The organism is Azospirillum oryzae (assembly GCF_900177515.1).
Taxonomy (GTDB): domain Bacteria; phylum Pseudomonadota; class Alphaproteobacteria; order Azospirillales; family Azospirillaceae; genus Azospirillum; species Azospirillum oryzae_A.
In genome coordinates, this window is sequence record NZ_FXAK01000005.1 from 627,147 (window position 1) to 648,438 (window position 21,292).

General features: G+C 68.9%; 13 protein-coding genes. 2 read left to right on the forward strand and 11 right to left on the reverse strand.

Features of this window, described 5'->3' with window-relative positions:
* The 8 genes from B9N97_RS11245 to B9N97_RS11280 form a co-directional block, all read right to left on the reverse strand.
* The gene (locus B9N97_RS11245; RefSeq protein ID WP_085086316.1) at positions 1-420 is read right to left on the reverse strand and encodes a hypothetical protein; all 420 of its coding nucleotides are present in this window, start codon (positions 418-420) and stop codon (positions 1-3) included.
* Positions 421-434: 14 nt separating this feature from the next.
* On the reverse strand, positions 435-3,518 hold the full coding sequence (locus tag B9N97_RS11250; RefSeq protein ID WP_085086318.1) for an ABC transporter substrate-binding protein: 3,084 nt from the start codon (positions 3,516-3,518) through the stop codon (positions 435-437).
* A 46-nt stretch (positions 3,519-3,564) separates the two neighbouring features.
* Entirely contained in the window at positions 3,565-4,947 is a 1,383-nt protein-coding gene (locus B9N97_RS11255) for an HlyD family type I secretion periplasmic adaptor subunit (protein ID WP_085086320.1), read from the reverse strand.
* Complete coding sequence (locus B9N97_RS11260; RefSeq protein WP_085086322.1) at positions 4,944-6,626, reverse strand: ATP-binding cassette domain-containing protein; 1,683 nt, start codon at positions 6,624-6,626, stop codon at positions 4,944-4,946. The genes B9N97_RS11255 and B9N97_RS11260 overlap by 4 nt, the downstream gene beginning before the upstream one ends.
* Complete coding sequence (locus tag B9N97_RS11265; protein WP_244560668.1) at positions 6,623-7,960, reverse strand: TolC family protein; 1,338 nt, start codon at positions 7,958-7,960, stop codon at positions 6,623-6,625. Before B9N97_RS11265 ends, B9N97_RS11260 begins: the two co-directional genes overlap by 4 nt.
* Positions 7,961-8,182: 222 nt before the next feature.
* The gene (locus B9N97_RS35935) at positions 8,183-14,125 is read right to left on the reverse strand and encodes a hypothetical protein (RefSeq protein WP_208621195.1); all 5,943 of its coding nucleotides are present in this window, start codon (positions 14,123-14,125) and stop codon (positions 8,183-8,185) included.
* A 273-nt stretch (positions 14,126-14,398) separates the two neighbouring features.
* Positions 14,399-14,908 (reverse strand): hypothetical protein, encoded by a 510-nt coding sequence (locus B9N97_RS11275; protein ID WP_085086324.1) that lies wholly within the window; start codon positions 14,906-14,908, stop codon positions 14,399-14,401.
* Positions 14,909-15,079: 171 nt separating this feature from the next.
* Positions 15,080-17,218 carry a 3-hydroxyacyl-CoA dehydrogenase NAD-binding domain-containing protein gene (locus B9N97_RS11280; RefSeq protein ID WP_208621196.1) on the reverse strand — a complete coding sequence of 713 codons (2,139 nt, stop codon included), beginning with the start codon at positions 17,216-17,218 and terminating at the stop codon, positions 15,080-15,082.
* Positions 17,219-17,442: 224 nt separating this feature from the next.
* On the opposite strand from B9N97_RS11280, the gene B9N97_RS11285 reads away from it, so the two are divergent.
* Entirely contained in the window at positions 17,443-18,228 is a 786-nt protein-coding gene (locus B9N97_RS11285; RefSeq protein ID WP_085086326.1) for an SDR family oxidoreductase, read from the forward strand.
* Between the two features lie 31 nt (positions 18,229-18,259).
* Positions 18,260-18,541, forward strand: coding sequence for a GNAT family N-acetyltransferase (locus tag B9N97_RS11290; protein WP_085086328.1), 282 nt, complete (start codon positions 18,260-18,262; stop codon positions 18,539-18,541).
* On the opposite strand, the gene B9N97_RS11295 is transcribed toward B9N97_RS11290, so the two are convergent.
* The 3 genes from B9N97_RS11295 to B9N97_RS11305 all read right to left on the reverse strand — a co-directional run bounded on the left by B9N97_RS11295 (position 18,538) and on the right by B9N97_RS11305 (position 21,148).
* Complete coding sequence (locus B9N97_RS11295; protein WP_085086330.1) at positions 18,538-19,209, reverse strand: ChrR family anti-sigma-E factor; 672 nt, start codon at positions 19,207-19,209, stop codon at positions 18,538-18,540. The two genes, B9N97_RS11290 and B9N97_RS11295, sit on opposite strands and share 4 nt — an antisense overlap.
* Positions 19,206-19,805 carry a sigma-70 family RNA polymerase sigma factor gene (locus B9N97_RS11300; RefSeq protein ID WP_244560669.1) on the reverse strand — a complete coding sequence of 200 codons (600 nt, stop codon included), beginning with the start codon at positions 19,803-19,805 and terminating at the stop codon, positions 19,206-19,208. The genes B9N97_RS11295 and B9N97_RS11300 overlap by 4 nt, the downstream gene beginning before the upstream one ends.
* A gap of 95 nt (positions 19,806-19,900) precedes the next feature.
* Entirely contained in the window at positions 19,901-21,148 is a 1,248-nt protein-coding gene (locus B9N97_RS11305) for an MFS transporter (protein WP_085086334.1), read from the reverse strand.
* Between the last annotated feature and the right edge of the window lie 144 nt (positions 21,149-21,292).

Consider the following 21,292-nt stretch of genomic DNA (forward strand, 5'->3'; position numbering starts at 1 on the left):
TCAGCCCCCCGCCGCGGATGCGGCGCCCGGCTGGCCGGCGCAGACATAGCCGGCCGGCGTGTGGCGATACCAGTTGCCGGCCGACCCGGCACAGGGGGCGAGCACCCTGTCGTTGCGCTGGGGTGCGGCCGGTTCCTCCGCCGGAATCGCCACGGAGACGGCCGTATCCCTGCCGGCCATATTCCTGCCAGCCGCCGCCCGGTTGGTGATGGCGAAGGACTCCTCGTCGTCCTCGACGATCATCACGTAACGGGTGCGCTTGGACGGATAGCGGATGCCGACGTCGTAATCGCCGTCGGCCACCTGCTCAAGGATCGCGGCGGATTTGTCGCCGCCGAGCGGGGCACAGCCCGCCCCGGCGAGCAGGACCGGCAGCAGCATCGCCGCGGCGAGCCGGCGGCGGGAGAAGGGGTGTGTCATCGGAATGGTCCTGCTCATGCCGGTATGGCCGTGACGGTGCCGGTGGCGGCGCCGATCGCGGCGCCCGCCTCCGTCAGATCGGGCGGGGTCGGGTCGATGCCGGCATCGGCCAATGTGCGGTAGACTGACCGCCAGACCAGCTCCGGCACGGCGAAGCTGGCGTCGTGGTCCTTGACCCAGAAGAACAGGTTGTACTTGCACAGCCACTGGCCGTTGACGGCGCGGAAGCCGTCATAGCGGACGAAGGGCAGGCCGCCGGTCGCGCTGGGCATCACCCGGTCGGCGGCGCGCAGCGCACCGGTCAGCAGGCCGCCCATCCGGCCGGGGTCGTGACGCGCGTCGGCGAAATATTCCAGCTTCATCGATACCCGCTCGACCGCGCTGAAATTGACGACGGTGGCCTCAGACACCTTGGCGTTGGGCATGGCGACGATGAAGCCGGCGACGTTCCGCACCCGCACCGTCCGCCACGTCATGTCCACCACCACGCCGCGGACGATGTCGGTGATCTGGATGCTGTCGCCGATCTGGAACGGTCGTTCGATGTTGAGGACGATGCCGGAGAAGACGTTGGCGATGTTCGCCTGGATGGCGAGGCCGACGACCATGCCGACGAGGCCCGATGCCGCCAGCAGGCTGGTGATCGGCTGCTTGAGCACGAAGGCGATGATGCCGCAGCCGGCGAAGCCGAAGACGATCAGGGTCGAGAAGCGGCGGACGATCGCCGGAATCCGGCGCTGGGTGCGGATCTCCAGCGGGGTCCAGACGAAGCGCTCCATCGTGCGGTCGACCAGGATCGCCGGCACGATCCACCACAGCACGTTGATGCCGTTCACCACCATCGCGATGCCGCTGGCCGGCAGCGTCGCCACCGCCTGGTCCAGCGCGATGTTGCCGGCCGACATCAGCAGAAGCGGCCAGGACAGGATGCGCATGAACAGGGTCTGGATCTTCCAGAACTGCCCACGGTCGCGCCGGTCCATGACGGCGGCGAACACCGCCAGAACGGCGCTGAAGATGGCGATGTAGACGAAGAAGTCGCGGTGGATGAAGTCGCGCGCCGCCGGGGCGTCCGGCGTCGCCACCACGCCGAAATCGACGCGGGAGAAGTCCGGCTGCGGCCGGCCGAAGCCGACATAGTTGGGGTCGCCCTCGCTGCTCACGCTGGTGACGTCCTGGGAAATCCAGGCGCGCGCCAGCCGCCAGCCGGGCGACGGGGCCAGCACCCGCCGGGCGCGCAGCTGGTCGAGCAGGGTGGAGCTTTCGCTTTCGCCCTCCATCGCCCGGCGGAAGCGGTCGGCGAGGCTGAGGTCGGCGGCCGAGGCGGTTTCCGCCGCCGCCATCGCCTTCAGCTTCTCCACGAAATCGTTGGTGTTCACCAGCGACATGCCCAGCACGTCGGTAACGAACATCACCGTGTTCCGGTTCTGCGTCCGGTGGCGGAAGCTGACGCCGACCGAATGGCTGCCGTAGGGCGGGCGCTGGTCGGAAAAGTCGAGCGAGAAGCGCCCCTCGATCCGGTAGGCGACGTAGGTGGTGACCTCGCCGCGCTCCTCGCGGTAGGGCTTGCCGAGTTCCACCGGCTTGACCGTGTTGGTGAAGACGACGTCGGCCGGGTTGAAGGCGCCGCGGTAGCGGAACCAGATGGTCAGGTTCAGCGTCGCTTCGTTGGCATCGGGATTGAGGTCGCGGATCTCGTGCAGCTGGACGCCGGTGTAGATGACGTCCGTCTTGTACATGAAGCGGTCGTTGACGTAGAGCGCCCGTCCCCGCTGCACCTCCTCCAGGAAGTTGGAGACGCCGGCCTCGCGGATCGGCTGCAGCTGGGTCAGCGCTGCCACCGGGTTCAGGCCGTTGTAGGTCGCCATCATCACCGGCAGCGTCGCCTGCCCGCGGGCATCGAAGGTCCAGGCGCCGGCATTGGCCTGGAAGGCATTCTCGGTCCGGTCATGTCCGGCAATGGCGAGGCGCAGCGCGTCGCCGTCCGGCTTGCCGGCGCCGGCGGGGGAAGCGGCGATGGCGCCGGCGATCAGGTCGACCCCGTCTGCCCCCAGCGCCGCCGTCCAGTCGGGCACCGCGTTGAAGCGCTTGACATACTGGCCGTAGAAGCGCTGCGCCCGCTCGTTCGCCGTGTCGAACAGCACGGGCGAGGCGACCAGCAGGCCATGGCCGTAGGCCTCGGGCGTCAGCGCCTTGGGATTGGCCTGGGTCTGGGCGACGATCTCGGTGCGGAAAGCGGCCGTCGCCATTTCGGAACCGCCGGCGATCAGGTTGCGCACGCCGGCATCGCGCAGCGCGACCACCACGCGGGCGCTGTCCACCGCCGATCCGATGACGATGACGGCGCCGGTCGGCATCTTCTCCTTCACCGCCTGGGCGAGCGCCGGCAGGGCGCCGGCCCCGCCGCGTCCGGGGGCGTAGGTCCACTGGTTGACCAGCTTGGTGCCGAAGCGCTGGAGGATGGTGTCGAACTGACCGGCCAGGGTGGCCGCCTGTTCGCTGTCCTCGCGGATGACGGCGACCATCGGTTCGCCCACCACGTTGCGGACATAGTTGGCGAGGAAGCGGGTCTCGTGCGTGCGGTCGAAGGCGATGCTGAACAGCCATGGGCTGGGTGCTGCATCCGCCGGGCGGACCAGCGGGCGCGGGGCGATCAGCGGGATCTTCTTCTGGGCATAGATGGCGGTGGCGCTGTCCGTTGCCTCCGGCGTGTGGCCGATCACCGCGACGATGGCAGAATCGTTGGCAATGCGACGGGCGATCTCCAGCGACTTGCCCTTGTCGCCCTCGTCATCGAAGGGCCTGATCTCCACCGGCCGGCCGCCGATGCCGCCCGCCGCGTTGATGGTGTCGGCACGCAGGGCCGCCCCCTTGCGCAGCGCCAGTCCCAGTGCGGAGTCCGGCCCGCTCAGCGGTCCCACCACGGCAAGCGTCAGCGGCTCGCCGCCGCGCTCGCCCAGGAAGCCGGCGCGCACCACCAGCGACACCAGCACGGTGACCAGCATCGCCGCCGCCAGGATCAGGGCGAAGCGCGCCTTCTTGGTCATGTGCGACCAGCGCAGCGGCGGCCGGGAACGGGGCTGGAGCGAACTCAGCATCGGGTGAACCTCGGGAGAGGGAAAAGTCGGGCCGCGCGGACCATCATCACCGCTCCTGCATCGCGTGCTGGAGACCGTTGAGAACCGGCGAGAAGACATAGTCGAGGATGGTGCGGCGCCCGGTCAGGATGCTGCAGGTCACCCGCACGCCGGGGAAAAGTTCGTAGGTCTTGCCGCCATAGTCGAAGTGGGTCACCGGCAGCTCGACGCGGACCTTGTAGTAGGACTGCTTGTTGGCATCGAGCAGGGTATCGGGGCTGATCGTCCGCACCCGGCCCTCGATATGGCCGAAGCGCGAGGCATCGCTGCCGGCCAGCGTCACCACCACCGGCTGGTCGGCACGGACATAGCCGATGTCCTGCACCGGCAGGCGGGCGTCCACCACCAGATTGCCGTCGCGCGGCACCAGTTCCACCACGGTTTCGCCGGCCTTGACGACGGCGCCCTTGGTGGAGACCGCCAGCGTCTTGACGATCCCGTCCATCGGCGCCCGCATGCTGGAGCGGTCGAGGCTGTCCTGATAGCGGGTCAGCCGCTGCGACAGTTCGCTGTGGTTGCGCCGCGCCTCGTCGAGCGCGTTGCGGCCCTCTTCCTCGTACTTGCGGCCGATCCACACCAGCTTGCTGCGGGCCTCCGCCAGAGCCGCTTCGGCCTGGGCCAGGGTGGCGCGGTCCTCGGCGATGGAACCGGTGATGCGGGCGTCGTCGCGCAGCAGTTCCAGATGCTTCATGCGGTTGGTGATCTCGCGCTTCAGCAGGCTTTCGCTGATGGACAGCTGTTCGCGGATCAGGCCCTGCGCCACCTGGGAACCGGAGATGCGGGCGCGGACGGCGGCCATCTGCTGTTCGCGCTGGACGATGTCCTGGCGCTGGATGTCGAGGTCGGAGGCCAGCCGGTCGCGCCGGGCGCGGAACAGGTCGCGGGTCTGCACCACCAGATCCGGCCGCTCGCGGTTCAGCTTGTCGGGAAAGTCGATCCTGTCACGGCGCGCGACTTCGGCCTCCAGACGGGCGATGTCGGCGGAGAGCGAGCCGAGGCGCAGGCGCAGTTCCTCAAGGTCGGCGCGCGTCTTGGTCTGGTCCAACTCCACCAGAATCTGCCCGGCCTTCACCGAATCGCCTTCCTGCACCAGGATGTCGCGGATGATGCCGCCTTCGAAATGCTGGACCGACTGGTTGTAGGCCAGCGGCACCACGTCGCCGGGGGCGCTGCTGGAGACGTTCAATTCGGCGACCGATGCCCAGCCCACCGCTGCCAGGAAGGCGGCGATGCTAACGGCGAACAATCCATCGCCGAAGCGGCCCTCGGTCTCCGGCGCCGTGGCGGTGGTGAAGGACAGCGCCGGTGCCGTTGCGCCCGCCAGGGGGAGGGCGGGAGGCAGGGCAGGGCCGGCGGCCGGCTTGCGGGTCAGCAGAGGAAGCGGCTTCATGACGCCACCATTGCGGTCGTGTCGGGGGTCATTGCCGTGTCCGGAGGCCGGTCGAGGTCGAGCACCAGCGAGGCGCCCTGGAGGATGCGCGGATCGTGCGAGGCGATGACCACGGTGTGGCCGGCGCGCGCCAGTTCGATCAGCGTGCGGTAGACGACGGCGGTGCCTTCGGCATCCAGCCCGTCGGTCGGCTCGTCCAGCAGGATCAGCCGACCGCCGACCGCGAGCGCACGGGCGAGCGCCAGCCGACGCCGATGGCCGACCGGCAGTTCCTGGCCGAAATTGCGCAGCGGCGTGTCCAACCCCTGGGCGCAGTCGGCCAGCGCGCGGTCGGCGCCGGCGCGGTGAAGAACGGCCTGCAGTTCGGTCTCCGACAAACGCGGGTTGGCGAGCAGCAGGTTCTCCCGGATGGTCCGGTTGAGGAAGACGGGCTCCTGCGGCAGATAGCCGATCTGCTGCCGCCACCAGAGCGGGGCGAATTTGCGGATGTCGACGCCGTCGGCCAGCACCGCCCCCTCCTGCGGATCTGCCAGCCCGGCGAGCAGGCGGATCAGCGTCGACTTGCCCGAGCCGTTCCGGCCCTTCAGCACCAGGATGTTGCCGGCGGGCACCGACAGCGTCAGGCGGCGCAGCAGCGGGGTGACGGCGCCGGCCGGGGTGTAGGTCAGGTCGCGCAGTTCCAGCGTCCCGCCATAGCGGGGCAGGCTGGTGCCGGTCGGCGGCTCCACCGCCGTGCGGGCGAACTGCTCCAGGCGGAGCTGCGCTTGCCGTGCCATCGCCAGCGATTCACCGATCTGCGCCAGCCGGGTGAAGGGCGCGAGTGCGCGGCCGACCAGCAGGTTGACGCCGATCAGCGAACCGACATCCAACTCGCCACGGACCACCAGCACGGCGCCGGTGGCGATGACGGCCACGCCCTGGAGCGCCTGGAGGCTCTGCGCCATCGATTGGGCGCGGCCCTGCCGCATGGACATCCGCTCGCGCATCGTCCGCAGCGCCTTCGCCGCACGCTGCCACTCGCCCAGCAACGGCTTCGCGCCGCCGAACAGCGCGACCGCGTCGCGGCCGACGATGGCGGAGGTGACGAGCCCCTGGGCGTCGGCACCGGCCTGTGCCAGATCGCGGCCGACCGCCCGCATGTCGGCCTGGGCCAGCAGGCCGGCGCCGATCGACAGCAGGGTGAAGAGGACGCAGATCGCCGCCAGCGGCCAGGAGACCAGCGCGACCACGACGATGAAGCCCAGGGCGAACGGCAGGTCGAACAGGGTCGCCAGATTGGCGGACCCCAGCGCCGCGTCGATCTGCTCCGGCGCCCGCATCGCCTCGCGCCGGGCAGCGTCGCCCTCCGCCGAACCGGCGCCGCTGCGTGCTGTCAGCAGGATGCCGAAGGCGCCGGTCGCGAGATTTTCATGCTCGACGCGACCGATGCGGCCGGCGATGCCCAGCCGGACATGGCGGAACAGATGTTCGAAGGCGATGGACAGCACGACGCCAACCGTCAGCGCCACGAGCGTGGAATCGACGCCATGCGTCACATACCGGTTCAGCACCAGCATGGTGTAGAAGGAGGAGGCGAGGCCGAGCAGGTTCGCCGCGAGCGAAGCCGCGAAGACCCGTGTCGTCAGCCGCAGATTTGCGCGAAGCCGCAGAAGCAGCAGGCCGATGGCGCCGCCGGTCATTGCTGGTCTCCCGTCCCGCGCTTGCGCTTCGAATCCCGGTTGGCGGGAGGCGCCGGTTCCTGCCTGCCGGGGTCGCCGAACAGGCCGCGCCCCATTGCTGCCGACTTCGGCATCGGCTTGGTCTGAATGTCGGCGGCGTTGAGCCGGCCCATGGCGGCCAGCAGGCGGTAGCCGGCGAGAACCAGCTCCGTCTCGGCGGCGGCGGCGTCGCTGCGGGCATTGATCAGCGTCGTCTCGCCCGACAGGATGTCGATGAGTGATCGGGATCCCAACTCGCGCTCCGCCCGCGCCACATCGAGGAAGCCGGCGGCGAGGCTGGCCTGATCGTTCAGCAGCCTCACTTGCGATCGGGCGCTTTCCAGCCGGTTCCAGCTGTTGCGGACGGTCTCCAGCACCGTACGCTCCTGATCGGCCCAGCTGGCGTCGGCGGCGCGCAGGTCGGCCTCGGCGAGGCGGACGCTGTTGATCGCGGTCAGGCCGGTGTTCAGCGAAAAGGTGACCTGCAGCTTGAACAGCAGCTCGTTCTGCCGTCCGGGCTGGCCGGCGACGTCGCGCTTGACGTTGCGCTCGACGAAGCCTTCCACCCGGGGATAGAGGCTGCGGCCGCGCACCGAGGTCACGGCCTCCTCGGCTGCCGCGGTGGTCAGCGCCAGTTCTTGCAGGCGCGGGTTGTGGCGCCGCGCCTCCTCCACCGCCGCATCCATCGACGCCGGCAGGGCGGCCTTGGTCATCGCCAGGACTTGCGCGCCGTCCAGCCGGAAGGACACATGGCCGAAATAGGCCTGGAAGCGGCTCAGCGCGGTCTGCATCGCCTCCTCGGCCGCGACGCGGCGGGCCTGGGCGCCGGCAAGCTGGCTCTTGGCCTGCAGGACGTCGGTGGAGAAGCCGTAGCCTTCCTGGAGGCGGACCTCCTCAAGACCGGTCTGGCGGCGGATGTTGTCTTCCGACTGCCGGGCGAAGGTGAGCAGCCGGTGGGCGCGGACGAGGTTGGCGTAGGCGGACAGGCCCTCCACCAGCAGTTCCTGGCGGGTGCGCTCCACCGCGATGTCGGCGCGGACGACCGAGACCTGCGCCCGCCGGATGTCGGCATTGGTCGCGTCGAAATCCCAGATCAGCTGGGTCGCGCGTATCGAAAGCTGGCCGGCGTTCAGGTCGGTGTTGGGAAGGCCGGCCGGCTTTTCGGTGGTCTCGCGTCCGCCGTTGGCCGACAGGCTGAGGGTCGGATACCAGCCGCCATGGCTGATCCGCAGGCCATTGCGGGCGGAGTCGGCTGCCGCCTCCGCCCCTCTCAGGCGGTCATGCGTTTCAGTCGCCTTGGCAATCAGCGAGATCACGTCTTCGCGGGGAGACGCAATTACAGGTTGTGGCACTCCGCCAAGAAGCGTAAGCCAGGCCGTGGCGTAAAAGAAAAATTTGCGCATGAAGGTCCTGGAAAACGCTGTCGGCTGAAGCTTTGTGGCTTGTTGCGCTGGCGAATATAGCCGACCGATCTCGTCAGAAATTAAGACAAAACAGTGTTCAATTGCTTAATAAATCCTCTAAATCTGTCATGCCTATTAGGATCCGTTTATGTGATGCACGTTTGGCGCATCACTATTCTGCAAATGATGTTGATCGGGAGCGTGCGCCTCCGGACTCCATGCGAGCAAATGAGAGAAATCCGATTGCGGCACAACTCCCGCGTCGGTGGGCAGGCCAAGGCCGGACGCCAGAAGGCTGGTGAAGTTGGTCCCCGGCACCGCATTTTCGGCAGCGCCGGCGGGGGTGACCCCCGTCGGCTGGATCTGAACCTGTGCCGCGGAGGCGGCCTTCACGTCGAACGCGACGCCGGCTACCGTATGGGTGCTGCCGTCGGCCATCGTCATGCTGGTGGTGCCCAGGATCCGGCTGCCGGCGAGGATCGCATCACTTGGCGTCGAGGTGGTGGCGATGGAGCGGATGCCCGCTTCGGAGAGGCTTCGCAGTTCACCGGCCTGGCTTATTCCGTCACCGTCGGCGTCCTGCCAGACCTTCAGCGTGGCGAAGGCATCGTCGGTCGAATCCAGGTGTCCGTCATGGTTGCGGTCGAGGGACGCCAGCGCCTCCAGGCTGCTGTTGAATCCGGTGCCGAACTGTTCCGATACCAGTTCGCGCGCGTCGTCGATCCGGCCGTTGCCGTTGCTGTCCTGTACCAGAAGGGCGTTGCCGGAGCCGATCCAGCCGGTGCTGTCGGCGACGCCGTCGCCGGTCACGTCGAAATGGATGCCGTCGGACAGCGGACGCAGGGCCAGCCCCCGTCCGGTCATGTCCAGCACGATGGGATCGCTGGCGACGGTGGTGAGCTTGATGTTGTCGACGCGCAGGATCGGGTTGACGCTGTTGTCGCCGGTGTCGGAGGTGCCGAAGCCGAGCGACAGGGTGCTGTTTGCCGAAACCACCACGCTGAAACTGCCGCTGGCGCTCGCCTCCTTCGCCAGCATTGTCACCACGCCGTTGACGCTGACGAAGGCGAAGTCGTGATAGGACGCGTTGTCGGTGAAGGTGAAGGACCAGTCGAAGGTCAGCGTCGTATCCTGCGTCACCGTCACGGTCGTGCCGAGTTTCATCGCATGGCCGGCGGACGGCACAGTCCCGGTCGCGGTGGCGATGGACCCGTGGGTCAGGCCGAGGAAGTCCTCCAACTGGGTCGGCGTCTGGCCGCTCGCCGAGGTGAGCGTTGCCTCATGACCGTCTCCGGTCGCTCCGACGCTGGTGCCGCCGGTGTAGGTCCAGCCGCTCAGCCCATTGTCGAAGGAGCCGTTCGGGATCAGCACGCCGGGGTGCAGTGTCACGCTGTCGGTGGCGGTGGAAAAGGCGCTGCCGGCACTTGTGTCCATCGCCACCTTGGTGCCTGCGGTTCCGCTGGTCTGGTCCCAGGCATGGATGGTCAGGGCTCCGCTGACGGTGGCGGGCACCGAGGCGTTGGGCTGGAAATAGAGCCGGTCGGTCGACCGCAGGAGCAGGGCAGAATCGCTGTCGTTGACCGTGCCGACCAGGGTCCAGGTCGTGCCGCCGTCGGTCGAGAACCACCAATGCCCATAGCTCTCGTTGGTGCCGACCAGGGCGATGCCGGTCACGGACCCCACATCGCCGTCGGTGACATTGGCCGGGCCGGTGCCGTTCAGGCCGACCAGCGTCGATACGGCGATCCCCGCGGTGCCGGAGGTGGGCGGCGCCAGCGCCTCCGCCGCGACGGAGAGGGAGAGGTCGGTGTCGATCAGAACCGGAGTGGCGTTGGGCGGCACCACCGTGACGGCAACGGATGCGCCGGCGGTCAGCGGCCCGCCCGCTCCGCCGCCGCCCTGGTCGTCCACCTGCATATGGATGCTGTCGGCGCCGGTGTAGGAGGTCGCGGTATAGAGAAGCCCGTTGGTGGCGCCCAGCAGGCTGTTGATGGTGGCGAGCGTCGCCCGGACGGTGACGGTGTCCGTCCCGTTGCCGGTGATGACGGCATCCAGCCCGCCGTTCGCCAGGGTCAGCGTCCCGTGTCCGGCGGACAGGGTGACCAGCATCGGCGTCGAACCGGCGTCGATGTCCGACACCGACAGCCCGGTGACCGCGACGGCCACGCCCTTCACCGTCGACAGCGATGTCGTGCCGGCGGTGACCTGCGGCGCGTCGTTGACCGGCGTGACGCTTCCGGTCAGCGCGATGGTTTCGGCGCTGTAGACCGTGCTGCCACCGACGCCCTGCGTCAGGTCGGCATGGCTTCCGGTCAGGGTGGCGCCGCCGCCCTCCTCGATCAGCCGGACCGTCAGCGCCGGGGTGGTGCCGTTCCAGTCGGCCGTCGGCACGAAGCGCAGGCGGTCGGCGCCGGCGACGACCAGCGCCGATCCTTCGGACACGGCCCCCACGGCCGCCCAGGCGGTGCCGGTCCAATATTGCCAGACGCCTTGTGCGGCGGTCGCCGCGTTGCCGACGATGGCGATCCCGGCAAGACCGTTGGCCGACGATCCCCCCACCACGGCATCGGCCGCGTCGGAGAAGAGGCCGCCGAACAGGCTGGTCACGGTCGCGCCGGCCGGATCGGCGGTGTCCTCCGCGATGTCCGGCAGGGTTGCGGCGGTGCCGGTGGCGACGGGCGCGTCGTTGACGGCATCGACGGTGCCGGCCAGCGCGATGGTGCCGGCGCTGAAGCGGCTGGTCCCACCGCCGGTGGTCTCGGTGACACGCCCGCCGCTGGCGAAGGCGCCAAGCGAATCATCCACCATCCTCACGGTCAGGGCCGGCGTCGTGCCGTTCCAGTCGGCGGCGGGCAGGAAGCGCAGAGCGGTGCCGGCTGCCAGCAACAGCCCGTTGCCGTCGCTCGCCGCGCCGATGTCTGTCCAGGCGGTGCCGGTCCAGTATTGCCAGGATCCCTGGGCAGCTGTCGCGGCGTTGCCGATCACCAGCACCCCGGCGAAGGCGTTCGCCGTCGACCCGCCGGCCACCGAGTCCATCGGGTCGGAGAACAGGCTGCCGAACAGGGCGGAGACGGTCGTGCCGGCGGGATTGGCTGTATCCTCCGCGACAGGCGCCAACGTCGCCGTCGTGCCGGTCGCGATGGGCGCGTCGTTGACGGCGGTCACATGGCTGTCGAGCAGGATGGCGGACACGCTGTAGGGCGTCGTTCCGCCGACGCCCACGCTTTTCAGATCCACACGGTCGCCGCTGACGATGGCACCCTGGGAATCGTCGACCAGCCGCACCATCAGGCTGGGTGGCTGGCCGTTCCAGTTGGCGGCCGGCAGGAAGCGCAGCATCGTGCCGGCCGACAGCAGCAGCGCATTGCTGTCCGACGCCGCACCGACGGCGACCCAGCTGCCGCCGTCCCAATATTGCCACTCGCCCTGGGCGGCGTTGCCGGGATTGGCGACGACGGCCACGCCGGCGAAGCCGTCTCCGGCGGCACCGAAGACCGCATCGCTCGGATCGGAAAACAGCTTGCCGAACAGCGAGGAAACGCTGGCGCCGGACGGGCTGGTGCCGTCCTCCGCCACGGCATCCAGGACCGCCTGTACGCCCGTCGCCACCGGGGCGCCGTTGACGGGGGTGATCTGCAGGGAAAGCCGCGCGACCTCCGACGACAGGGGTGTCGTGCCTCCCGTGCCGGCGATCGTGAACAGGCGGTGTTCGGCGCCGCTGAAGCCGCCGGTCCATTCATCCCCCACCGCCCGGAGGTCCAAGGCGGGAGCTTGTCCGGAGGCGCCTGCCGCAGGCAGGAATCGGAGAAGGGCGTTGCCCGGCAGCACGAGCGCCGCCGCTTCGGCAACCGAGCCCACAGCCAGCCAGTTGCCGCCATCGACGCTGAACTGCCAGACGCCGAGCGCCGATCCGCTGTTGCCGACGATGGCGACGCCGACCACGCTGCCGCCGGTCTCGCCGGGGCGGAACATCGATTCGATCAGGTGGAAGACGGTGAACCCTGCGGGAGCGGCCGTTCCCTCGGTCACCGCCAGCGCCTTCGCCAGGGCCGCCGCGTCGAAGGACGATGACAGGGTGGGCGCGACGATATGCTGCCCGGCCGGAAGGCTGGGGGTGGAGGGAAGCGTCGGCGTATTGCCGGGTGAACCGGTGCCGGTCGTGTTGGGTGACGCGTTCTCGAGGGCCTGGACCGCCGCCTGCACCGCCCGCTGCTGGCTTAGCGCGGCAACGGCGAAGGCGTCGGTGGTGGTCAGCGCCTTGGTCGCCGACGGAGATGAGGTCGCCGGCCCTGCATCCGGGGACGGGGTGGCGTGGGGAGAGGTGTCGCCCGCGCTTCCCTTGTCCGCCGCGCCGGCCTGTTCGAAGCTGATGGTCTTGAGCGCGGCCTCGCTCATCGTCGCCTGCTTGGCCGCCGGGGGAGAGGAGGTGTCCGGCGCGGGGGGCGTCCCATCGGCGGAGGCATCGGCCGACTGTTCGTCGCCAGAGGTCTCCTTGGCGTCGTCCTTGCCTTCCTTGTCCGGTTCGCCGTCCGGCTTGGCGTCCTTGGCCTCGGCGTCCGCCACTTGATCGGCGGCCTTGCCGTCCGCGCTATCGCTGTGCTGCGCGCTGTCCTCGGCCGTCTTCTTGCCGTCGCCGGGCTCTTCGGCAGCGGCGGCCTTGTCCGGGTTGGCGAGATCGGCCAACGCCTTGTCCTGCGGCGACACCGGGACTTCGCTGGCGCTGGCGTTCTGCTGGACGGTTTCGGCAGCCTGCCGGGCCGCCGCGAGCGCCTGCCCGGCGGTCCGGCCCTCCGCCAAGGCCTGTCCCAGCGCCGCGCTGAATGCGGCGCCGCTTCCGCCCAGGGCCTGGACGGCTTGCTGGACATCGTTCCCGCTGGCGAGCGCCGTGACGAGCGGGTCGGCCTTGACGCCCTTCATCGTCTCGGCGGACAGGGCGGACAGGGCGACGACGTCCTGCCGTGCCGCGCCCAGTGCCCCGGCCGGCTCTTGGCCTGCGGACAGCGCGCCTTCCAGAGCCTGACCGAACCCGCCGGATGCCTTCGCGTCGATACCCGCGGCCATGGCGAAGGTCTTTACCGTCTCGGCCACGTCGCGGCCGGACGCAAGCGACGCCACCAGCGCGTCGGTCGGTTTCGCCGGTACCGCGGCGGCCGTCTGGCTGGCCGTCAGGTCCGATTGCGCCCTGACCGACGCGCCGAGCGCCGCATCGGGCGCTCCACCGCTGGCCAGCGCATCATTCAGGACGCTGGCGAAGGCCGGCCCGCCCAGCGCATTGCGCGCCTCTGCGCCTCCCGCCGCCAGCGTGGCAAGCATATGGTTTCCGTCGGACTGTGCAACCGAGGCGGAGTGGGCCAACCCCTCGCTGCTGGCGCTCAGTTCCCGGGCCGCGGCGACCGCTGCCTCGGACTTCGCACCGCTGGACAGCGCCCGTTCGAGCGTATCGGCGAAGTGGCTGTTCTGAGTGCTTCCCACTGCCTTGACGGCCTCCTGCACGCCAGCGCCGGAGGCCAGCGCGGCGGTCAGTTGGTCCACCGGAGACAGCGGGGGCGCTGAAGCAGGCGTCTGGGCCGCCGGCGCGCTGAGGGACTGCGCCAGTGCGGCAATCGGGTCCGCTGCCCCCGCCGGCCGGGCGAGCGGGTCCATCACGCCGTTGAACAGGGCGGCGGACAGGTCGGCTGCCGAGCCCGGGACGGACAGCGAGTGCGTGTCCACTCCCTGTCCTTGCGCCAGTGCCGTCGCCATCCGCTGCTCGCCCGTCAGGGACGCCGCATCCTGCATCGCCTGGGCCATGCGCGCGACGGCACCCTCGGCAATTCGGTTCGCCTGGAGGATGGCGGCATCCGGCGTGGCATGGGCGCCCAGTCCATCGGCGAAGTCATGCATCCAGCCGTCCGCGAGCGCGCCTGCGGCGCTTCCAGGCAAGCCTTGGCTGCTCAGGGCTTCCGCCATCTTCTCCTGCACCGCCAGCAGCGCTTGCCGATTGCCGCTCAGAAGCACCTCCGCCGCTTCCGAGGCGAGCGCCTCGGGGATGGTCATGAGCGGTGCGGACGTTGCGTCGGCCTTCTGAGGGTCTGTCATCACGGCCCTTTCGCCGGGGCAGAAGTTGCTAGTAGCAACTGGCAATAACACCGTGATTTGCTGAAGAAAATCTGAACGTCGTCAAATATGTGGACGCATCAGTCAGTCGTTGCGCGAAAAGTCCATAGTCAGAATAGGCTCTATAATTCAGAGAAATCTGATATCTATGAGGGCTTCAAACATAAAAAGCCCCGGCGGGACGGGTCCGGCCGGGGCGAAAAGGCAGTTGAGACGACGACGACTGCGGAAAGAAATGCGGTTACGGCACGGCTGTCACGACGCGTGGCGCAGGGGGGTGGAACCGGGGAAGTTCGACCGCTTCTGCACCGTGGCCGTGGTGGGGAAGGGCAGCACCGACGGGCGGCCGTCGGACACCCGCAGGGCATCCGCAGGCTCCCGACCGTTCAGCAGCCACTGATAGGCGGCGGCGATGGCGACCCGGTCGCGGCCGTCGGCGGACAGCACGCGCAGGCCGGCTGCGGTTTCCCCGGTCGCGCCATTGCGGCGAACCGCATCGCACAGCGCATGGCCGAGCCGGAGGTCCGACACCAGGACCGCGCTGAGTCCGGCCTGGACGACGACCGAGGCCAAGGCGCCCAGATGAGAGGACGGCAGGGGGGAAACGCCGACCTCCCGCAGATCCAGGAACAGGCGACCGGTGCCGCTGCCGGACAGCGCATTGCGCAACGTCCCGAGCCAGACGGAAGGAGGAGCGTCACGAAGGCCACTGCAGGCGACGGCGTGGAGACCCCAGTCGGTGGCTGCGACGGTCATGTCCTTCATGCTCTTCCCCTTCGGTGAAGCCCGGGTTCCTCGTGCAGGTCGGCTCCGTCATGCTGCCCGGCTGGGGGGCCGGACGATCGCGGCGGAGCGTCCCTGTCCGAAGAGTATAGGGAAGAATCCTAACAATCAGTAACGGAAACTAGTTTCGAAACTGAAATCCGCATTCCGTTTTCAGCATCCGATGGGCCGTCCTTCCGCCGCGCATTGCAGCAGCAAAGCAGAGGGGCGCCATTGTGGGCCGCCGATGTCGCGGTGGTAACGCTGCACCGCCTCGGCGATCCTGCCCAGCCCCTCCCGATCGGCCCAGAAAAGCAGGCCGCCGCGCCAGGACGGGAAGCCGTAGCCGTGCAGCCAGATGGTGTCGATGTCCACCGGCCGGGCGGCGATGCCTTCCTCCAGGATCTTGGCCGCCTCGTTCACCATCACATAGAGGCAGCGTTCGCGGACCTCCTCGTCGCTGACGGTGCGGGGCGTGATGCCGCGGCGCCGCCGGTCCTCCTCGATCACCGCCGCCACCTCCGGATCGGGGATCGGGGTGCGGCTGCCGGGCTCGTAGCGATAGACGCCGGCCGAGGTCTTCTGGCCGTAACGGCCGCGTTCCGCCAGCGTGTCGAGCCAGTTGGGCGCCTGCGCCTCCGGATCGCCGGACTTGCGCCGCTCCTCGCGGATGCGCCAGCCGACATCGATGCCGGCAAGGTCGGTCATCGAGAAATGGCCGAGCGGGAAGCCGAACTCCGTCAGCACGCGGTCGACCTGCTCCGGGCTGGCGCCTTCCTCGACCAGCGCCATCGATTCCCGGCCGCGCTGGTGCAGGATGCGGTTGCCGACGAAGCCGTAGCAGACGCCGACCGCCACGCCGACCTTGCCGATCCGCCGCGCCAGCCCCATCACCGTCGCCAGAACGCTGTCGGAAGTCTTGGCGCCGCGCACCACCTCCAGCAGGCGCATGACGTTGGCCGGGCTGAAGAAATGCATGCCCAGCACGTCCTGCGGCCGGCCGGTTGCCGCGGCGATGGCGTCGACGTCCAGCGTCGAGGTGTTGGTGGCGAGGATCGCGCCCGGCTTGCAGGTCTCGTCCAGCTTGCGGAAGATGGTCTGCTTGACCTCCATGCTCTCGAACGCCGCCTCCACCACCAGATCGGCGTCGGCGAGGTCGGCGTAGGAAAGGGTCGGGTGGATCAGCGCCATGCGCTCCTCCACCTGCGCCGCAGTCAGCCGGCCCTTGCGGGCGGTGGCCTCGTAGTTGCGGCGGATGGCGGCGATGCCGCGGTCGAGCCCCTCCTGCGCGGTGTCGACCAGCACCGCCGGAATGCCGGCGTTGGCGAAGCACATGGCGATGCCGCCGCCCATGGTGCCGGCGCCGATCACCCCGATCTTGCGGATGTCACGTGTCGGCGTGTCGGCCGGCAGGCCGGGGACCTTCGCCACCTCGCGCTCCGCGAAGAAGGCATGGATCAGGCCGGCGCGCTGCGGCGACTCCATGCAGGCCAGGAACAGCTCCCGCTCCCTCGCCGTGCCCTCGGCGAAGGGCAGGGTGACGGCGGCCTCCACAGCGTCGACGATGCGGTGTGGCGAGAACAGGTGCGGCTGGCGCTTGGCGAGTTCCGCCCGCTTCGCCGCGAACAGGCCGGGGTCGGTGCCGGCGATGCGGTCGGTGCGGGCGCTGACCGGCTGCGGCACGTTCCCCTCGGCCAGCAGCCGTTCTGCGGCGCGCAGGCCGGCTTCCAGCGGCGAGGTGCCGTCCTCCACCGCGTCGACGAGGCCGAGCGCCAGCGCCTCCTCCGCGCCGACCGGATCGCCGGACAGGATCATGTCCAGCGCCTTGGCGGCCCCGACCAGTCGCGGCAGCCGCTGCGTGCCGCCGGCGCCCGGCAGCAGGCCCAGCTTGACCTCCGGCAGGCCGAGCTTCGCCGATTTCAGCGCGACGCGGACATGGCAGGCCAGCGCCACTTCCAGCCCGCCGCCCAGCGCCGTGCCATGGATGGCGGCGACCACCGGCTTGGACGCGGCATCCAGGCGCGCCACCACTTCCGGCAGGGTGGGCGGGGCCGACGGCTTGCCGAACTCCCGGATGTCGGCACCGGCCATGAAGGTGCGGCCGGCGCAGACGATCACCAGCGCGTCCGCCCCGTCGTCGGCCAGCCCGTCGTCGAGTGCGGCGAGCAATCCGCTGCGCACGCCATGACCGACGGCATTGACCGGCGGGTAATCGACGGTGATGACGCCGACTTGGCTCCAAACCCCTCCATTTGGGCGCGCATACTGGACAGGATTGGACGGAACCGCTTCAGTCTGGGCCGGCGACGGCATCGGCACTCTCCGAAAAGCCATGGGGTCCGGGCCGATCCGATCACAGACGGCGTCGTGAAAGGTGGCCCGCTGACCGTCAGTCTAGCAGACGATTCGATCAGCGCAAGTTTTCGGAATATAGTTTCAATATACGGAATTTAAGTGCGGCGACGCGGCGGCGGGAACCGATCGGTGCGGGCGGAGGTTGGGGTTCGCGTTGAAGCGTGCAGACGGAGTTTAGGGTTATGGATTTGACGGGGAAGGTTGCGCTGGTCACCGGTGCGGGATCGGGCATCGGCAAGGCGTCGGCGGTGCGCTTCGCCCAGGCCGGCGCCAGCGTCGGCGTGCTGAGCCACACCGCGGACGAGATCACGCAGACCGCCGAGGAAATCAAGGCGGCTGGCGGCAAGGCGCTGGCCCTGACCGCCGATGTCGGTGACGATGCGGCGATGCGTCAGGCCATCGACCGGCTGGTGGGGGAGTTTGGGCGGCTCGACATCGTCTTCGCCAATGCCGGCATCAACGGCGTCTGGGCGCCCATCGACGAACTGACGCCGGAGGAATGGGACCGCACCATCAACACCAACCTGCGTGGCGCCTATCTGACGCTGCACCATTCGGTTCCGCATCTGAAGAAGGCGGGCGGCGGATCGGTGATCGTCACCGCGTCGATCAACGGCACGCGGGTGTTCAGCAACACCGGCGCCACCGCCTATTCCTGCACCAAGGCGGCACAGCTCGCCATGGTGAAGATGCTGGCGTTGGAACTGGCGCCGAGCCGCATCCGCGTCAACGCCATCTGCCCCGGCATCATCGACACCGAGATTCCCGACAACACCCAGAAGCGGAACCTTGAATCGGTGCAGACCCCGATCGAATATCCGCAGGGCAAGGTGCCCCTGACCGGCGGCAAGTCCGGCGACAGCTTCGACGTGGCGGATCTCGCGCTGTTCCTGGCGTCGGACCGGGCCAAGCACATCACCGGCACGCCGGTCTGGATCGACGGGGCGGAATCCCTGATGGTCGGCTGACGATCCGCAATCACCAAAGGCGAATACGATCATGAGCTTGCAGGACAAGGTGCGGAACAACGAGGAACGCAGCCGATACGAGTTGACGGTGGCGGACTCCACCGCTTTCGTCACCTACGACATGCGTGAGGGCAAGATCGCCCTGACCCACACCGAAGTGCCGGGCGAAATGTCGGGCCAGGGTGTGGGGTCGGCGCTGGCCAAGGGCGCGCTGGACGACATCCGGGCGAAGGGGCTGAAGGTCATTCCCCTCTGCACCTTCATCGAGGCCTACATCAAGCGCCACCCGGAATATCAGGACCTCGTCGGCTAAGCAGGGTTTCCGGCCTCGTCGAGGAAGATCAGCACGCCGTCCAGCAGGAAGAGACAGATGCAGTCTTCCTCGCTGGCGCCGCTGGCGTGATGGTCGGTGTCGGCGACGTATTGGGCAACGTCGCCGACGGCGTAGCTGCCATATTCGTCGCTGAACGCGCCCTGAAGGACCAGCAGCAGTTCGTCTGCGGTGTGGCGGTGGGCCGGCACCGGGGCGCCCGAGGCCATGCGCAGCAGGCAGATGGTCGTTCCGGACAGGGTGCGTTCCCAGCCCGACAGCCAAACCCCCTTGGCGATCTCCCGCCAGGTGCCGTCGTCGGTCGGCGTGTCGATCGCCTCCGGCAGCCAGCTGCGCAGCGGCTCCGGCACCGGGCGCCCGCCCAAGGAGCCGGCGGCAAGCGGCTTTGGCGGTTTCGCCTCCGCCGGTGCGTGAGCGGCGGTGAGCAGGCCGTCCATCCGGTCGAGCAGGGCGTCCAGCCCGTCGTGATCGTTGCAGGGCAGCTCCTCGAACCAGCTGCCGCACAAGGCCTCAAAAGAGGCGACGCGCCGGCGGCAGTCCGGACAATAGGCGAGGTGGGTCGCCACCAGCAGCGACTTGCCGGCCCGCTCCTGCCCGCTGGCATAGCCGATCAGAAGCTGGTCGTCGGGATGGTGGAGAGGCAACGTCACGCCTTGTCCCCCAAGCTGCGTTTCAAATGGCCGAGCGCGAGGCGCAGCCGGGTCTTCACCGTGCCCAACGGCACCTCGGTGTCCTCGGCGATCTCCTCGTGTGTCTGCTCAAGGAAATACGAACGGCGTAACACTTCGGATTGGTTTGCCGCCAGCGAATCGATCGCGTTCTGCAAATGCCGGCTGCTCTGGACCAGCTGGGCGGACTCCTCGGGCGTGGCGAGGGATTGCGGGGTCATCGCCGGATCCTCCAGGTCGGGGGCCGGTCGCATCTCCTTGCGCAGGCGGTCGATGCGCCGGTTGCGGGCGATGGTGAAGACCCAGGTGCCGACGGTGGCCTGGGCGGGATCGAAGCTGTCGGCCTTCAGCCAGACCGTCAGCATCACGTCCTGCACCAGCTCCTCCGCCATGCTGCGGTCGGCGCCGAGCTTCAGGCAATATTGCAGGATCTTCGGGGCGAAATGGCGGAACAGCGACGCGAACGCCTTGCGGTCGCGATCCCGCGCCACCGCAACGACCAGCACCCCAAGCCGGTCGGCATCCAGAGTCTGCGCCGGCCGATCCTGGTCCGGATCCTGATCCGACCGCCCGGGCAAGAGGGGCTCCCGCGAAAACGGCATGCAACCACCAGACAGCATTCCACCGCCGGGCAGCTTACCCCGAACTCGTTAACGGAGGCCTGTGTAAATCGTCAGTGCTCCGGCGATGATTTCAGCGCGCTCATGGGATCGAGCGGAGAGACGGTGGGCGTCGTCTGCGGCAGCGGGCGGAAGGCTGCCTGCTCCTCGGCCGGCAGCGGCGGACGGACGCGGGATCGCCACAGGCCATAGACGGTGGCGCACAGCGCGCCGCCGCCGATGAAGGCGAACAGGCCGGTCGGCCCCGTGACGGTCATCAGGGCCGATGCCACCGGCGGCCCGATGATGGCGCCGACCGAGTTGGACAGGATCAGGCCGCCGCTGGCCGACACCATGTCTTCTCGGCGCACATAGTCGTTGGTGTGGGCGGCGCAGATCGGATAGATCGTGAAGGACAGGCCGCCGAACACTGGCGCCACCAGCATCAGCGCCAGCTGCTGGTTCATCCCGGCGGCGGCGATCATGCAGACGCTGATCACCGACAGCGCCGCGGTCAGGCCGATGATGACGCTGCGCCGGTCGAAGCGGTCGGACAGCCGGCCGAGCGGCCATTGCAGAGCCATGCCGCCGAGGATCAGCACCGACATGAACAGCGCCGTTCCCGACACCCCGAAATCGGAGGCGGCGCCGAACACCGGGGCAAGACCGTAGATCGATCCGGTGATCGCCCCGCTGATGAAGACGCCGGCCACGCCGAGCGGCGAGCTTTGATAGAGCCGCCGGATGCCGAAGGACGACACGTCCGGCAACTGCGGCGGGGTGGTCCGCGTCAGCGCCACCGGCACCAGCGCCAGCGTCAGCAGGATCGACACGACCATGAACAGCCGGATGCCGGTCTCGTCGTCCAGCCGCAGCAACTGCTGGCCGACGCCCGAGGCGCCGTACAGCGTCACCATGTAGGCCGACAGCAGCTGTCCGCGGCTCTCGTTGGTGGCGGTGCCGTTCAGCCAGCTTTCGATGCACATATAGAGTCCCGCCATGCAGAACCCCTGCGTCAGACGCAGAACTGCCCACAGCGACGCATCGACGAACAGTGCATGCGACAACGCCGCCACCGAAACGACCGAGGCGAAGGCGGAGAAGGACCGGATATGGCCGACGCGGGTGATGATCCGGTGCGCGAAGAGCGACCCCAGGGTCAGCCCGGCATAATAGGCGGCGGTGATCATTCCGACCGCGGTGGTCCCGGAATCGGTCGCCGCGAGGCGAAGGCCGATCAGGGTCGACAGGGCACCGTTCCCCAGCATCAGAAAGGCCACGCCCAGCAGAAGCGAGGCGACCGAACGCACAACCATAGGCATGCCGTATCTCCGCCGCCGTCAGCGAGTCATGGCCGGTAAGCCGGTCAGGTTCCGATGATGCATGGCGGGGACTCCGATCCTTTGTTGACGGGCGGCAGCTTGCACTGTCCGGGGTCCAACAGCCAAGCCATGGATTCGCTCCGC